The sequence below is a fragment of the Streptomyces phaeolivaceus genome (assembly GCF_009184865.1).
Taxonomy (GTDB): Bacteria; Actinomycetota; Actinomycetes; order Streptomycetales; family Streptomycetaceae; genus Streptomyces; species Streptomyces phaeolivaceus.
The window spans coordinates 6,202,141-6,217,392 of the sequence record NZ_CP045096.1 but is presented as its reverse complement, the minus strand read 5'-3'; the positions used below and the strand labels follow the sequence as shown (position 1 = coordinate 6,217,392).

The following is a 15,252-nucleotide window of genomic DNA, read 5'->3' as shown; positions in this document are numbered from 1 at the left end:
CGGCCGGCGCGCGGTGAGCGGGGACGGATCGGGGACGGACAGGGCCGGTCCGGCTTCCGTCCAGTCGTCCGCGCGGACATCGGCTCGGGCATCCGCCCAGACATCGGCCCAGACATCGGCCCGGACATCGGCCCGGACATCGGCTCGGACATCTGCTCGGACATCCGGTCGCTCCGCGGACACGGACGAGCCCGTCACGGCGACCGTCGACGCCGAGGGCCTCGTCACGGGCTGGAGCGAGGGCGCCCGGCGGCTGCTGGGCCACCGTGCCGCCGAGGTGGTGGGGCGGGCCGCGGCCGAGCTGGTGGCCGGGTACGACGGACCGGGGCTTCGCGCGGAGCGGGGCGGCGGCGGTACGGCGGTGCTCCGCCACCGGGACGGCCACCCCGTACGGCTCGCCCTGAGCTGGTCGCCCTCGCTGGGCGCCGACGGGAAGGCGCGGGGGTACGTCGTCACGGCGACCGCCCCGGACTCGCTGAGCGCCGCGACCGGGTCCACCGGGGCGGTTCGCCGCCGTCGAACGCTCGCGTGGTCGCAGACCCAGTCGCCGTTGCGCATGGCGATGTTCACCGAGGGGCCGGAGGGGTGGCGGAGGGACCCCGGGCTGTCCGGGGGACCCCCGGGCGACGCGGCCGAGGCGGGGTTCGCGGAGCTTGTGCGGCGGGTGGCCGAAGAGGCGCGGCCGATGCGTCATGAACACACCGCGCCCGGCCCGTTCTCCTCGCGTCAGCAGGCCTGGATCACCGAGATGTGGCCGGTCAGGGACCCCGTCACCGGCCAGGTGTGCGGGGTCGGCACGGCGACCTTCGACAACAGCGAGGAGCACTGGGCGAGACAGCGGCTGGCCCTGCTGAACGAGGCCGGCAGCCGGGTCGGCAGCACCCTGGACGTGATGCGCACGGCCCAGGAACTGGCGGATCTGGCGGTCCCCCGGCTCGCCGACTTCGTCAGTGTGGACCTCCTCGACTCGGTGCTGCGCGGCCGGGAACCGACGCCGGGCCCGCTCGACACCGCCGTCGCGCTGCGGCGGGCCGCCCACCAGTCGACGTACGAGAGCGTCCCGGAGGCCGCCGTACCGCTCGGCGGGCTCGACGCCTATCCGCCGTTCTCCCCGCCCGCCCGCGCCCTCATCACCGGGGAACCGCTGATCAGCGGCGTCGACGACCCCGACTACCAGCGGTGGGTCACCGAGGACGGGACGCGCCGGGACCATGTCCGGCGGTTCGGCTTCCACTCGGTCATGGCCACCCCGCTGCGGGCCCGGGGGATCACGCTCGGGGTGGCGTTCTTCGCCCGGCGCAGCGGCTCGAAGCCCTTCGAGCGGGACGATCTGGTGCTCGCCGAGGAACTCGCGGGCCGGGCTGCCGTGGGCGTGGACAACGCACGCCGGTACACCCGGGAACGCACCAACGCGCTCACCCTGCAACGCAGTCTGCTCCCCCGCGAGCTGCCGAAGCAGGCGGCGGTCGAGGTGGCGTACCGCTATCTGCCGGCCGGTTCGGGGGCGGGGGTCGGCGGCGACTGGTTCGACGTGGTGCCGCTCTCCGGCACCCGGGTCGCCCTGGTCGTCGGCGATGTCGTCGGACACGGTCTGCACGCCTCCGCGACCATGGGGCGGCTGCGTACGGCGGTCCGTACGCTCGCCGATGTCGACCTCCCGCCGGACGAGCTGCTCACCCACCTCGACGACCTGGTCACCCACCTCACCTACGACGACGAGAGCGTCCCCGAGGACCTGGAGATGCCGTCCGCCGCCGAGATCGGCGCGACCTGTCTGTACGCCGTCTACGACCCGGTCTCACGGATCTGCACCCTGGCCGGCGCGGGCCATCCGCCTCCGGCGGTGCTGTACCCGGACGGCACGGTCGAGGTGGTGAAGCTGTCGCCGGGGCCGCTGCTGGGGGTCGGTGGTCTGCCGTTCGAGTCGACCGAGGTGGAACTGCCCGAGGGCAGCCTGCTCGCGTTCTACACCGACGGGCTGGTCGGGGCCCGCGACCACGACATCGGGCTGGGCCAGCGGCGGCTGTGCGAGGCCCTCGCCTCCCCCGTGCCCTCCCTGGAGGCCGCCTGCGACACGGTGCTCGAAGCGCTGCTGCCCGACAGCCCGGCGGCCGACGACGTGGCGCTGCTGCTCGCCCGCACCCGCGCGCTGCACACGGACCAGGTCGCCGCGTGGTCGCTGCCGTCCGATCCGGCGATCGTCGCGGACGCCCGCGCGCAGGCCTCCCGCCAACTGGCCCTCTGGGGGCTGCAGGAGGCGGCGTTCGTCACGGAGTTGGTGGTGAGCGAGCTGGTCACCAACGCCATCCGGTACGGCGCCGTCCCCATCGGGCTCCGGCTGATCCGTGACCGCACCCTCATCTGCGAGGTGTCCGACGCCAGTTCCACCGCGCCCCATCTGCGCCGCGCCCGTGCCTACGACGAGGGCGGCCGGGGGCTGCACATGGTGGCCCGGCTCACCCAGGGCTGGGGCACCCGGCAGACGTCCACCGGCAAGACCATCTGGGCCGAACAGCCGCTTCCGGCGACCGCCCGATGACCGGCCGCACGCTCGGTCTCGTCTGCGCCCCGGCGGGCCGGAACCGCGTCTACACCGATACGCAACTGGCGTTCATCGGTGGGGTGGTGGAGGCGGCGACGGCGTACGACTGCGATGTGCGGGTGTCGCCGGCCGACCGGGCGGGCGACGGCTCGTTCCGGCGGATGGTGGAAGGAGGCGGACGTGGACGTGGACGTGGGGGTGGGAGTGGGGGTGGGGGCGGCAGCGGGGGGCGGCGGGTCGACGGGGTGATCGTGATGGAGGTCAGGCTGGAGGACGACCGGGTGGAGCGCCTCGCCGGGGCCGGGTTCCCGTTCGTGACGATCGGGCGGAACAGCAGGGCGGAGGAGACGAGCTGGGTCGACCTGGACTTCGCGGGGCTGGCCCGGGGGTGTGTGTACCACCTGGCCGACCTCGGCCATCGCAGGATCGCCTTCGTGAACAGGTCCGAGCAGCTCTTCCGGAGCGGGTACGGCTCCACCCATCTCGGGCTGGAGGGCTACACCAAGGCCATGGCGGAACAGACGCTCACCCCGCACGCGTACCTCTGCGACGACGAGGTGACCGCGGGCGAGGAGATCCTGGAGGGGATCCTCCGGGACGACCCGGCGACCACGTCCCTGGTCACCATGAACGAGGCCGCTCTGGAGGGCCTCTACCGCGGCCTCCTGCGGCGCGGTCTGAACGTCCCGCGCGACTTCTCGGTGGTCGGTGTCGCCGCCGGCCGCTGGGCGGAACACCTGACGCCACGGCTCACCGCCGCCGAGATCCCCGCCAAGGAGATGAGCCGGGTCGCCGTCGACCTCCTCCTCCGCCGCCTCACCGCACCGGCCGCCCCGCCCCGCCACATCCTTCTCAAACCCCTGATCGCCCTCCACGCCAGCACCGGCCCCCACCACCCACCCCCCGGCACCCTCCCCGAACGGGACTTCCCGGACCTGGACCACTTCCCGGACCTGCTGGAGCCCGACACGGCACGGCAGCACCCGGACCGGCCGCGTGCCGGAGGCTGAGCCCCGGGCGGCCCGGGGTTGGGGGGCGGGGCTTCCTCTTCTTCCTCATTCTTCTTGGCTACTCCGTCCTCAGGGCCGTCGTCGTGGTCGTGCGGGCCGCCCAGAGGGCGGGGAGGAGGGCGCCCGTGGTCGCGATGAGGAGGCCGCCGAGGGTGAGGGCGGTGAGTACGGGGACGTCGTACACGGCGAGGTCGGTGGTCGGGAGGGTCATGCCGAGCCCACGACGGTCGTCGCACCCGTGACCCCGGCCTGAGCAACACCGAACTGGCCGCCCACTTCCGCCTCAGCGAGGCCACGGTCAAGACCCATGTCGCCCGCATCCTCGCCAAACTCCGCCTCCGCGACCTTGCCCAGGCCGTCGTGGTCGCCTACGAGACGGGCCTGATCATCCCGGGGACCCCGGCCGGGCCCCCGGCACCGACACCGGCACCGGCACCGGCACCGGCACCGGAGAAGTAGTCCCCGCCTACGCGCTGCACACCGTCCGCAAGGCCGGCCCCCGGTCCGGCTGTGCCGCGGCCACGTTCTGTACGTCCGTCAGCAGTGCCGCCACGTCGAGGTCCTCCCCGGCCGCCGCGCGGGCGATGGTGAGGAGGACGGCCTCGTAGAAGGCGTCGCGGACGGCGGGGGGCATGACGTCGGAGGCGTCGAGGCAGCGGCGCCCCGTGCCGGTGAGTCGTCGGGCGATCTCCTGTTCGAGGGGGCTGTCCCCCGGTCGTACCCGGCGGTTCGCCGAGAAGACGTCCGCCGCGTCGGCCCACTTCTGCTGGCCCGCCCTGGAGGCCAGCCGTTCGATGAGGTCGCGGGCCCGGGGGCGGTCGCCGAACAGCGCGGCGAAGTCGCCGGTCACCTCGTGGGCCCGGACCCGGTAGCCGCCGCCCGGCAGCAGCGGGGCGGAGTCCATCAGGCCCGCCTGCCGCCGTTGTGTGCCGTAGAAGGAGCGGGCGAAGGAACCCTGGTGTTCCAGGGCGCAGCCGTCCGGCGCGTCGAAGAGGAGGCCGTGTCCGTCGGGTTCGCCGCGGTGGTCGGTGAGCAGGGCGCGCCGGGCCGACTTCCGGTCCTGCCTGAGCAGCCCGGCCCACGCCTCCCAGGCGCCGCGCACGGAGTCGCCGGTCCAGGGCACCTCGGCGTCGCCGCGTGCCCACCCCTCGTAGACGTCCGGGCCCTCCCGCTGCAGGACGAGGTCCTCGATCCAGTCGCTGCCGGGCCAGCCGGAGGCGCCGTCGTCCCCCATCCCGATGCACCAACTCTCCAACGGGGCAGGCGAGTTCGCCGGGCGCTCGCCCTCGCGATACCAGACGATGCTTTTCAGGTCCGCCTTGACCGGGACCCAGTACGCGTCCTCGTCGGCATTCCCGTCGGCGTTCCCGTCGGCGTTCCCGTCCGCGTCCTCGGAGGACTCGCTCACCGGGTTCCAGGGGGCGCCGTACTCCTCCCGCGCGTAGAGGTCGTTGAGCGGCTTGAGGCGGTTCTGGCCGGCGTACTCGGCGAGTTCGCCGACGCCCGGCATGATCGCGATGTCCGGGGGTTCCCCCGACTGCACCTTGGACAGCAGCACCTCGCGCTGGGCCGCGGTGCCCTGGTACTCGAAGGGGATGCCGAAGCCCCGCAGCACCTCCTCGAACTGCTCGCCCTGCTCGTCGGTCCACGGCCCGAGAATGGTCACCGGCGCGTCGTCCCGCTCCGACCAGACCGCCACCATGCTGCCGGCCGAGACCAGCACCAACGCCACCAGCAGCACCAGCACCTTGAACCGCCGGGTCATCGCCGCCTCCAGTAGTCGCTGTCGAGCCGGAGGCCGAGCCCCAGCGCGGGCAGGACGACGATCAGCAGGCCGCCGGTCAGGGTGCCCTGGTAGACCCGGTCGGTCCAGGTGTCGTCGGCCAGGACGCGCCGCACGTCCTCGGACCGCTCCGTGACGCTCTGCTGCGCGGCGGCCAGCCCCTCGTCGCAGCAGCGCTGCCGGGACGCCTCGGTGATCTCCCCCAGATCCGCGACCACCCTGTCCAGGTCGTCCTGCGCCGACGCCATCGTCAGCAGCGGGACGACGGCGAGCAGCACGGTCAGGGCGAAGGCCGCGAGCAGATACGGGTTCCAGTCGCGGCCACAGCGGTCGCGCAGCACGAACAGCGCGGAGAGCAGGGTCAACGCCAGCGCGGCCAGGGCGAGTTCCGCGAGCCACCAGCCGCTCCGCTGCAACCACCCCTCGGTGGCGGTGGCCTCGGCGTGCCTCAGCTGGACCCGCTGCATGTCGTGCAGCCGGGGCACCAGTCCCACACCCGGCCGGACGAGCAGCGAGCGCGCCTCGGCGAGCTTCTGCTTCCGCATGAGGGGCTGGTCCCGGTACATCGCCGTGCCGAGGTTGAGGGAGTTGCTGTAGGTGGCGAGCAGCCCGTTGACGGTGCCGAGGTCCTGGTCCGTACGGTCCGCGATCCTGGACAGCCCCTGGTCGGCCGCGGAGAGCTGGGCCCGGTAGGTCTCGCCGGAGCCCGCCACGTCGACCAGCTCCAACTTGCCGAGGACACGGGCCTCGTGGTCGGCGCGCAGCACCGCGAGCCGGGTGGCGGCGAGCCCCTGCACGGCCGGGGCCTCCTCGTCGGCGAGCGCCCCGGCGCCGCCCTGGATCTGCCGGCACGACACGAACAGGGCGCCGGCCGCCACGAGCGCGCACACCGTCAGGATCAGCAGATGCGCCTCCAGCAGCCGCCGGGTCCGCCACCCGCTCAGCCGCGCCCGCCAGAACGCGCCGAGACCGAGGGAGCGCGCGAGCCCGAGCCCACGCCCACGCCCGGGGGAGCGCGGGAGTCGGCGGCGTGACGTCGCACGTGGGGCCTCGCGTGGGGCCGGACGTGGGGCCGGACGTGGGGCCGTCACAGCAGCTTCTCCCCGCAGGCGATGCAGTAGCGCGCCTCGCCCCCGGCCGGGGTGGCGCAGCGGACGCAGCGCGGGCCCGGTCGCGGACCGCCGGTGTCGGTCAGGGGCACGGGCCGGGAGCCGGCCCGCAGGATCATCGGCCCGAGCGTGTCGGCGGCGACGGCGGACCGCAGCCGGACCCGCCCCGCGGGCGCGTCCTCGATGTCGGCGACCGCGCGGATCTCGTCCAGCACCCAGTCCGTGCCGAACCGGTCCGCCAGGCGCGCGGCGCGCCCCAAGTGCCCCTGGGCGGCGTCCCGTCGCTCCTCCCCGAGCGCCACGAGCCCCCGGCGCAGGGCCTCCCGCATCACGGTGGTGGACTTCTGGTCGCGCACGCTGGCGGCGCCCGCCGGCAGGTCGGGCGGCGGCAGCTCGGGGCGGTGCCAGCGGGCGGTGACGGCCGCGTGGACATCGCCGACGGAGACCATGGCGAACTGCAGATACGTCTCCAGCGGATCGTGGTCGGCGTCGGCGACGAGCGTGAGCAGATAGTCGCGCCCGCCCTCCTCCCACTGGTACGTCGGAAAGCTCCAGCGGTGCGGCCGGCCCGGCTGGGGCAGCCCGCCGAGCCGGTGCGGCCGGGGCGCCTTCTCGTTCAGCGCGACCTGCCGCACCGAGGGCCGGACGGTCACCTCGATCGGCAGCTGCGGGGCGTGCACGCGGCGCAGCCGCCGGATCGCGGCGGTGATCGCGGCGCCGAGGCCGTCGTCCACGAACTCGGCGGTGCCGTGCAGCCGTTCCGCGAGCGTCAGCAGCGGCTCCGGGGTCCAGTCCGCGCCCACGGCGAGCACATCGCAGGTGAAGTGCCCGGCGCAGAGGTCGAGTTCCTCGTCGAGCCGGGTCTCGCCGGGCGCGCTGCTGCCGTCGGTGATCAGCAGCAGATGCCGTACGGACAACGGGCGCGCGGCGAGCAGGGCGCGCGCTCCGGCGGCCCAGACGGCGTATCCGGCGGGGCGCGGACCGTCCCGGTGCAGCGGGAGCGCCCCGGCGGCGAAGGCGGCCCGCCGCTTCTCGCGCCCGTCGGCGACGGCCCACTCGGCGTCGTCCCCCGGATGGCAGCGGACGGGCTCGGGCCCGGCGCCGAGCACGGTGAAGGAGATGCCGTCGGGCAGCGCCCGCAACGCGGCCGGCAGCGCGTGCCGGACGGCCGCCCGCAGGGGCTCCGCCACATCGACCGCGATGATCACCGCGAGTTCGATCGCGGGCAGCTCGGCGGGCGCGCCCCCGGCGGTGACGTCCACCCGCAGATGCGCCTCGATCTTCGCACTGCGATGCGGCCGCAGATCACCCCCGAGATCGACCCGCAACCGAATCTCGGGCAGCACCGCCCGGCCCCGACCGCGCGCCCGGCTACCGACACGCCCACCCCCGTCCGCACCGAGCTGCCCACCGTCATGCCCGCTCATGTCGTCGGTCACGGTTCCTCCCGCGTCGGCTGAGAGGGCCGCAGGCCCTCAAGGGGCGCGGGGCTGTACCGATATGCGGCTCCGCCGCGTGGGCGCGAGAAGCCCCACCGAACCCGCACCCGACCCCCACCCACTCCCATCCGCACTCCCATCCGCACTCCCCCCCTCACACCACCGTCTGCGGACGCACCGCCAGCGAAAGATCCACGAGATGCTCATGCGCGGCGGCCGACTCCCCGTGCCGGGCGGCCAGTTGCCGGTAGTAGGACTCGATACGGGCACGCAGCCGCCGCTCCTGCGCACCGAGGCCACGCAGCGCACGGACATCGAGCCGCCCGGCACCGCCCCCGCCCCGGGGGCCGGGCCGGTCGTCGCGGCTGTACAGCGCGTCGAGCTTCCATTCGTGCAGCTCGGTACCGAGGCGCAGCGCCTCGTCCTCCGACAGGCTCGGCCCACCCGCCCCCGGCTCCCGGCGGACGAGGCCGCGCAGTTCGGCGAGGGCCGCGTCGACCTCGGCGGGCTCGGGCAGCGGATCGCCGTTCCGGGGCAGCCGGGCCGCGCGGATGCGCAGGGAGGCGATACGGGTGACGGTGTGGTCCAGGGTGCCGGGGCGCACCCGGCCGAGGACGTCGAGCGCGGCGCGCCGGTCGCCCGCGCGGAGCGCGAGCCGTGCGAGCCCGAGGGCGGCGCCGCCATGCGCGGGGTTGCGGGCGAACACGGCCTCGTACAGCTCCTTCGCGGTGGGCCCGGCACTGTCGTCGCCGAGCCGCTCCCCGCAGTAGGCGAGGGCCAGCTTGGGCGCGTACTCACCGGGCAGTTCGAGGCGGACCCGGGCGAAGTGGCCCCTGGCCTCGGCGACCCGCCGGGGGTCGTCGTCCAGGTCGGCCCGGCGCAGCGCGACCAGCGCGCGATGCCACTCCAGCCGCCATCGGCGCACGGCGGAGGGCCCGGGGATGGAGTCGGCGGTGTCGAGTTCCTCCTGCGCCCGCTCCAGGTCGTCCCGGATGTCCCGGGTGTCCCGTCCCAGCAGGACCCGTACGTTGTGCAGCCGGATCTCCACCGAGGGCGGTCTGCCGTCCTCCTGGTCGAGGAGCCGGTCCGGGTCGTAACCGCTGCTGACCTCGAACCGGGCGGTCTGCGGATCGCCCGGGTAGCGCCGGGGCACCGGCAGCCGACGGGCTATCTCGGTGAGGGTGGGGGCGCCGAGGTCGAGGGCGGGGGCGAGGGGCGGGTCGTAGCGGTCGCGGCGCGGGCGGTCGAGCCAGTGCTCGATGCCGGGGACCGTGCCGAGCCGGGCGCCGAGCAGTTGCGGGGACGGCCAGAAGTAGTCGGAGGGTTCGGGCGGGTCGCTCTTGCCGCGCAGGGCGCGGATCTCCCGCAGCGCGCCGCGCAGTTGGCCCGCCATCTCGCGGGCGTCGGCGAACCGCAGACCGGGATCGCCGCGCGTGGCCCGGTCGACGACGCCCCGGAAGGAGGCGGTGCCGAGGCCGGGGACCTCGTCGACGGCCCAGCCGGCGAGTTCCCGCAGGGTGACACCGACCGTGTGGAGGTCGTGGGCGGTGGTGGGCATGGCGGCGGACGCCGTCTCGGGCGCCATGTAGTCGGGCGTGACATGGGCGGGCGGCCGGCTCTGGCCCCGCTCCCGCATCCCGCCGAGATCGATGACCTTGACGCCGTCCCCGTGGTGCACGACGTTCGAGGGCTTCATGTCCCCGTACACGAAGCCCTTCTCGCCGCCCGCGTGCAGATGGACGAGCGCTTCGAGGATCTGGCAGCCGTACGCGGCCACGTGCTCGATGTCGAGGACGGACTCCCCGCGCCGGGTCTCCTTGACGACCTTCTCGAGGGTGCCGTCACCGACGTCGTCCATGACGATGTAGCCGCCGGTGACCTGCCCGTTTCCGTCGCGCCGGGCGACGAAGTCGCGGATCTGGACGATACGGGGGTGGCGGATGGCGACGAGGTTGCGGCGCTCGACGTCGGCGAGCCGGGCCCCGTCCCGCTCGTAGCGGTTGAGCATGCCCTTGACGGCGACCACGTCACCGAGATGCGTGTCCTCGGCGAGATAGACCCAGCCCTGCCCGCCGTGCGCGATGGGCCCCATGATCCGGTACTGGTCGCGCAGCACATCGCCCTCGGCGAGTTCGGGCCGGTACGAGTACGGCTCGCCGCAGGCCGGACAGTACCCCTCGACCGGCACCGGCCCCACGGTGTACGGCGGCGCGAAGGTGATCCCGCAGTCCGGGGACGAGCAGACCATGCGGACGCGCAGCGGGGCCTCGGGGTGGATGAGCCGCTCCTGCGCGGGACGCGGCGCCCGCTCGGGCAGCGCGAGCAGCACGGCGGGACCGAACTCACGGGCCTCCCGGGGCAGCGCGGGCAACCGGGGCCCGTCCTCCGCGCGACCGCACTCGGCACAGTGACCGGTGGGCAGCAGGACACCACCGCAGGGGGCACCGCTGAACCGCCGATGCGGACAGACGGCCGCCCGCCCGCCCTCCACCCGCTGCCGGTCCGCGTGCCCCTGCCCGTGGCGCCCGGCGGTGGAGTTCATCCCCGGTCCCCGGAGCGCCGCAGGTCGGCGCGCAGGGTTCTGATCAACTCACGTGAACGGGCGAGCCGTTGCTGCGGATCGATGGTCTCGTCGATGCGTCGGCGCTCGCTCCTGCGCCGGTCGGCGGTCTCGGTCAGCGAGCCGAGGGAGGCGCTGTCGACGACACCGTGCCGCACCGCGCGGCTGAACTCCGCCCGCTCCAGCCGTACCAGCAGCGCGTCGGCGTGGGCGAGGAGGGCGGGCCCGAGGAGTACGTCCCGGGCGGCGGTCCAGCCCGTACCGCCCTCGTGCCGGAAGACCAGCAGCGCCCGGAAGCCGAACGACCTCAATCGGGCGAGGAGTTCGATCAGCGGGCCGGGCTCGGGCTCTTCGTCGAGACCGTCGACGACGACCGTGACGCCGCGGCCGGAGACGGGGGCCGCGAAGGGGATGTGGTCGGCGGCGGAGGCGGGCGGGGGGCCGGGCGTCAGTTCGGGCCGGCCGGGCGTCCGATCGGGCCGGGGCCCGGTGCCGAGCAGCCAGTCCCAGTACGCCAGATACCGACCCGGCGGGAACGCGATATGCCCCAGGGCGTGGTCGGCGAGGTCCGGTCTGCTGGAGCCGCCGCCCCGGTAGACGAGGTCGGCGCGATGCAGCAGATGCCGCAGGGAGCGGCGCTTCCCGCTCCCGGGCGGCACCACGGTGATCTTCACCGGCTCCTCGTCAGGATCCCCGAACCACCGGCTCAACCGCTCCTCGAATCCATGGTCCCAGGCATCCGGCCCGCTCAACTCCTCAACCACCGGCGAGAGTTCGGCGATCCGCGCGACGGGAATCAGATAGGAGAAGGCCAGCCGGTTGTTCTCGGGCAGCAGTTCACCCATGTCACCGCGCCAGCTGACGACGAGCCCGACCACCCGGGCGGGCCGCCCCTCCCCCGGCCGGGTGCACACGGCGGCCCCGCTGAACCCCCGGCGCACCACCTCGGCCTTGGTGACGGCGTCGAGCTGCACCCGCTCACCGCTGACCCCGCCGATCCGCCCCCACAGGCTCATCCCGTCGTCGAAGCCCTCCGCGTACCCGGTGGCGGACACCTCCATCCCGCCCCACAGCGCGGTCTCCAGCCGGGCGGGACGCGCCTGGGGCCGAGGACTGTCGAGCCGCAGCACGGCGACGTCCTCACCACCCTCGCCCTCGCCATGGCCCTCGACGAGCCATCCGCCGGGCGGAACGCGCGCGGAGACCGCCTCGATCTCACTGTTCTCGGCGAACTCCACCCACATCACGGCGTCCGGGACGCGCACCACATGCGCACAGGTCAGTGCCGTGTCCTGATCGACGAGCACCCCGGCACCGCAGACGGGTCCCCGCGCGCCCCCGCGTCTCAGCCGGAGCCTCCAGTCCGCACGCAATTCCCCCATGCCACCTCACACTACGCGCGGGGCATGGTGGGTCCCTAGACTCGTGAACCAACTCGACTCGGCCGATCCACTCGATCCGAAGAGGTGTTGACATGGGCGATACCGAACCGGTGGGTCTCGCGGAGGCCATCGCCACGGTCCGGGCGGAACTGGCCCGAGCGCAGGCCGAGGGCGCCGCGAGCGACTGGCGTTTCACCGTGGAGCAGGTCAGCCTGGAGTTCGCGGTCCAGTTCCACCGCACCGGCGAGGCCGGAGCGGGCCTCCGCCTGGGCGTGGTCGAGGCACGCCTGGGCGGCTCGGTGAGCCACGACTCCACCCACCGCATCCAGGTAGACCTCAAACCCCTCCCGGGCCCGACCGGCCACCACCACGAGGTGAGCCGCGAAACCCCCGCCCCCACGCCGCCACCCCCACCCCGACCCGACGACCGCACAGCGCGTTGAGGGGGACCGGCACCACCTCGACCGACACCGGGACCGGGACCGCCTCGCCCGACACCTCGCCCGGAAATTTCCGCGACCGGTCCGGTGGGGCCCCGTACGATCAGCCGCGATCCCCCACCGGATACGGGTGATCCCCACCGACAACGGGTGCGTCAGCGCGGCCGTGACGACGACGCCAGGGAGCGAACCGGCATGACCCACCCCCCTGAGCAGCGCGTCGATCACCCCCAACGGCTCGACAAGGGCCACCCGTTCCGCCAGTGGAAGACCTGGCGGATACCCGGGACCGGCCTGACCCTGACCGGTTACTCCCGCGCGAACGACAAGACCTTCTTCCACATCCCCGAACTGCGATGCGCCCTCGACGCCGGCCTGCCCGAGGGACGGCAGCCGGAATCGGTGCTCCTGACCCACACCCACCTCGACCACTCCAAGGACCTCGACCATCTGGCCGCCAGGGACGCGGGAGTGGACATCTACCTACCGGCCGACGCGCGACCGTACGCCGAGGCCTATCTGCGGGCCACGAGCGAACTGAACCACGGCGCGGGGTTCGACCCGACCCTCTCCCCGGACTGCCGTCTGCACGGCGTACGCGCGGGGGCGGAATTCTCCGTGGGCCGCCGGGGCGAGTACGCGGTCCGAGTCGTCGAGTGCCTCCACAAGGTGCCGTGCGTGGGCTACTGCTTCGCGGAGAAGAAGACGGTCCTGAAGCCGGAGTACGAAGAACTGAAGGCATCGATGGTCGCGGCCGGCCGGGCCGGTGAGTTCGGCCGGATCATCGCCGAGCGGCGCAAGGACGGCCCCGGCACGGTCGACCAGGAGATCCACCGCCCCGCCTTCGCCTTCCTGGGCGACACCCACCCCGACGTGTTCACACGGAACCCATGGCTGTTCGACCACCCGGTCATCATCACCGAGTGCACCTACCTCGACGACGCCCGACTCCCCCGCGCACGGCAGGTCGGCCACACGGTATGGAGCGAACTCCGCCCGATCGTCGCGGCCCATCCGGAGACCCTGTTCGTCCTGACCCACTTCAGCCTGCGCCACTCCGACCGGGACGTCATCGACTTCTTCCGGCACGAGTTGGCGAGCGGAGCGGTCGAACACCTGGACAACGTCGTCCTGTGGGCCCACCCCGACAGCCACCTGCCCGAGCAACACCAGTAAAGGGATTGGCCGGTACGACGGAGACCCGCCCGAGATCTCCGACGTACCGGCCAATCCCCTTCCCGCAGACCGCAGACCGCAGACCGCAGGCCACGAGCCACAGACCTCCGGACCGCGGACCTCGGCTAGCGGCGGCGCCGCCCCCGGCCGTCCGCGAGCCGGTGGACCGCCGCGACCAGCGCGTCCACCTCCTCATGCGTGTTGTAGAAGGCGAACGACGGCCGAACGGTCGCCTCCAGCCCGTACCGCCGCAGGATCGGCTGCGCACAGTGGTGGCCCGAACGCACCGCGATCCCCTCCTCGTTGAGCGCGGTGCCCACCTCGCTCGGCTCATGGCCGTCCAGCACGAACGACACGATGCTCGCCTTGTGCGGAGCCGTGCCGACGAGCCGCAGCCCCGGCACCCCGCGCAGCCCTTCCGTGGCGTGCTCGACGAGCGTGTGCTCGTACGCACCGATGTTCGGCAGGCCGATGCGCTCGACGTAGTCGATGGCCGCGGCCAGCCCCACCGCGTCGGCGATGTTCCCGGTGCCGGCCTCGAAACGCCCCGGCGGCGGCTGATAGCTGGACTTCTCGAAGGTGACGTCGGTGATCATGTTGCCGCCGCCCTCCCACGGAGGCATGTCCTCCAGCACCTCCCGCTTGCCGTAGAGCACCCCGATCCCGGTGGGCCCGAACAGCTTGTGCCCGGAGAAGACCAGGAAGTCCGCGTCCAACGCCCGGACGTCGACCGGCAGATGCGGCACCGACTGCGCCGCGTCGACCAGGACACGCGCCCCGGCCCGGTGCCCGATCTCGATGACCTTCTCGACCGGTACGACGGTGCCGAGCGCGTTGGACATCTGGGTGACCGCGACCAGCTTGGTCCGGTCGGACAGCAGCGAGGTGTATCTGTCGAGCAGCAACTCCCCGTCGTCGTCGACCGGGATCACCTTGATCACCGCACCGGTCTGCTCCGCCAGCATCTGCCAGGGCACGATGTTGGCGTGGTGCTCCAGATGCGAGAGGACGATCTCGTCGCCCGCACCGATGTTCCGCGGCCCCCATGCCTTGGCCACCAGGTTGATCGCCTCGGTGGTCCCCCGGACGAACACGATCTCCTCGGCGGAGCCCGCCCCCACGAACCGGGCGACGGTCCTCCTGGCACCCTCGTACGCGTCCGTCGCCCGCGCGGCCAACTCGTGCGCCGCCCGGTGGATGTTGGAGTTCTCCCGCGAGTAGAACTCGACCAGCCGGTCGATCACCGCCCGCGGCTTCTGCGTGGTCGCCGCGTTGTCCAGCCAGATCAGCGGACGCCCGTTGACCAGCTCCGACAGAATCGGGAAGTCCCGCCGGACCGCGCGCGCGTCGAACGCCGGACGCGGGTCGAGCGGCAGCCCCGGGGAGGCCTCGGGTGCGGCCGGTACGCCGGGTTCCTCGACGAAGTAGTACGGCGAGGCCGTCGCCGTCGGCCCTTCGACCCCCGGAAGGGGCGGCAGCCCCAGATACCCGAACCCGGGAAGCTCCGGCACCGCGGCGGGATACCCGGGCGCCTCGTCGAGGAAGTAGTACGGCCCGGAACCGGCCGGCTGAGCCGCTACGGCCGTCGGTACGGCCGCCGGTGCAGCCGCCGGTACGGCCGCCGGCGCGGAGGCAGGTACCGGCGTCGCGGGCATGCCCGGCGGCTCCGGCGTCACCGGCAGGCTCGCCGACTCCGAGGTCGGGGTCACCCCGCCGACTCCGGGCGCACTCACCGCGTACGCGGCCGGAGCACTGGTCGGAGGCGGCCCGGCCGGCGTACCACCGGACCCCCCGCCGAGGCCCCGGGGCGG

General features: G+C 73.7%; 11 protein-coding genes and 1 pseudogene. 5 read left to right on the top strand and 7 right to left on the bottom strand.

Features of this window, described 5'->3' with window-relative positions; genetic code table 11:
• Nucleotides 1-13: 13 nt before the first annotated feature.
• Nucleotides 14-2,539 carry a SpoIIE family protein phosphatase gene (locus tag F9278_RS28850; RefSeq protein ID WP_152170924.1) on the top strand — a complete coding sequence of 842 codons (2,526 nt, stop codon included), beginning with the start codon at nt 14-16 and terminating at the stop codon, nt 2,537-2,539.
• The gene (locus F9278_RS28845; protein WP_152170923.1) at nt 2,536-3,552 is read left to right on the top strand and encodes a LacI family DNA-binding transcriptional regulator; all 1,017 of its coding nucleotides are present in this window, start codon (nt 2,536-2,538) and stop codon (nt 3,550-3,552) included. Before F9278_RS28850 ends, F9278_RS28845 begins: the two co-directional genes overlap by 4 nt.
• A 58-nt stretch (nt 3,553-3,610) precedes the next feature.
• Here the strand turns inward: F9278_RS28845 and F9278_RS28840 are convergent, their stop codons facing one another.
• A complete protein-coding gene (locus tag F9278_RS28840) occupies nt 3,611-3,763 on the bottom strand; it encodes a hypothetical protein (protein ID WP_193241688.1) in 153 nt (50 codons plus the stop codon).
• A 35-nt stretch (nt 3,764-3,798) separates the two neighbouring features.
• Here F9278_RS28840 and F9278_RS28835 point away from each other — a divergent pair.
• Nucleotides 3,799-4,011 (top strand): annotated as a pseudogene (locus tag F9278_RS28835) (response regulator transcription factor); the annotation flags it as partial.
• A 7-nt stretch (nt 4,012-4,018) separates the two neighbouring features.
• Here F9278_RS28835 and F9278_RS28830 read toward each other — a convergent pair.
• From F9278_RS28830 to F9278_RS28810, 5 genes are all read right to left on the bottom strand, one after another.
• Nucleotides 4,019-5,317, bottom strand: coding sequence for an extracellular solute-binding protein (locus F9278_RS28830; RefSeq protein ID WP_152170922.1), 1,299 nt, complete (start codon nt 5,315-5,317; stop codon nt 4,019-4,021).
• Nucleotides 5,314-6,426, bottom strand: coding sequence for a hypothetical protein (locus F9278_RS28825; RefSeq protein WP_226967007.1), 1,113 nt, complete (start codon nt 6,424-6,426; stop codon nt 5,314-5,316). The genes F9278_RS28830 and F9278_RS28825 overlap by 4 nt, the downstream gene beginning before the upstream one ends.
• Complete coding sequence (locus F9278_RS28820; RefSeq protein ID WP_226967006.1) at nt 6,423-7,883, bottom strand: hypothetical protein; 1,461 nt, start codon at nt 7,881-7,883, stop codon at nt 6,423-6,425. The genes F9278_RS28825 and F9278_RS28820 overlap by 4 nt, the downstream gene beginning before the upstream one ends.
• A 154-nt stretch (nt 7,884-8,037) precedes the next feature.
• The gene (locus F9278_RS28815) at nt 8,038-10,131 is read right to left on the bottom strand and encodes a tetratricopeptide repeat protein (protein ID WP_264300220.1); all 2,094 of its coding nucleotides are present in this window, start codon (nt 10,129-10,131) and stop codon (nt 8,038-8,040) included.
• A gap of 290 nt (nt 10,132-10,421) precedes the next feature.
• A complete protein-coding gene (locus F9278_RS28810) occupies nt 10,422-11,825 on the bottom strand; it encodes a S1 family peptidase (protein WP_193241687.1) in 1,404 nt (467 codons plus the stop codon).
• A 92-nt stretch (nt 11,826-11,917) separates the two neighbouring features.
• Here F9278_RS28810 and F9278_RS28805 point away from each other — a divergent pair, with 92 nt between their 5' ends.
• Nucleotides 11,918-12,268 carry a trypco2 family protein gene (locus F9278_RS28805; protein WP_152170920.1) on the top strand — a complete coding sequence of 117 codons (351 nt, stop codon included), beginning with the start codon at nt 11,918-11,920 and terminating at the stop codon, nt 12,266-12,268.
• A gap of 192 nt (nt 12,269-12,460) precedes the next feature.
• Nucleotides 12,461-13,441, top strand: a complete 981-nt coding sequence (locus F9278_RS28800) for an MBL fold metallo-hydrolase (protein ID WP_152170919.1) — start codon at nt 12,461-12,463, stop codon at nt 13,439-13,441.
• Nucleotides 13,442-13,566: 125 nt separating this feature from the next.
• Here the strand turns inward: F9278_RS28800 and F9278_RS28795 are convergent, their stop codons facing one another.
• Nucleotides 13,567-15,150, bottom strand: a complete 1,584-nt coding sequence (locus F9278_RS28795; protein ID WP_226967004.1) for a family 2A encapsulin nanocompartment cargo protein cysteine desulfurase — start codon at nt 15,148-15,150, stop codon at nt 13,567-13,569.
• Nucleotides 15,151-15,252 lie beyond the last annotated feature (102 nt).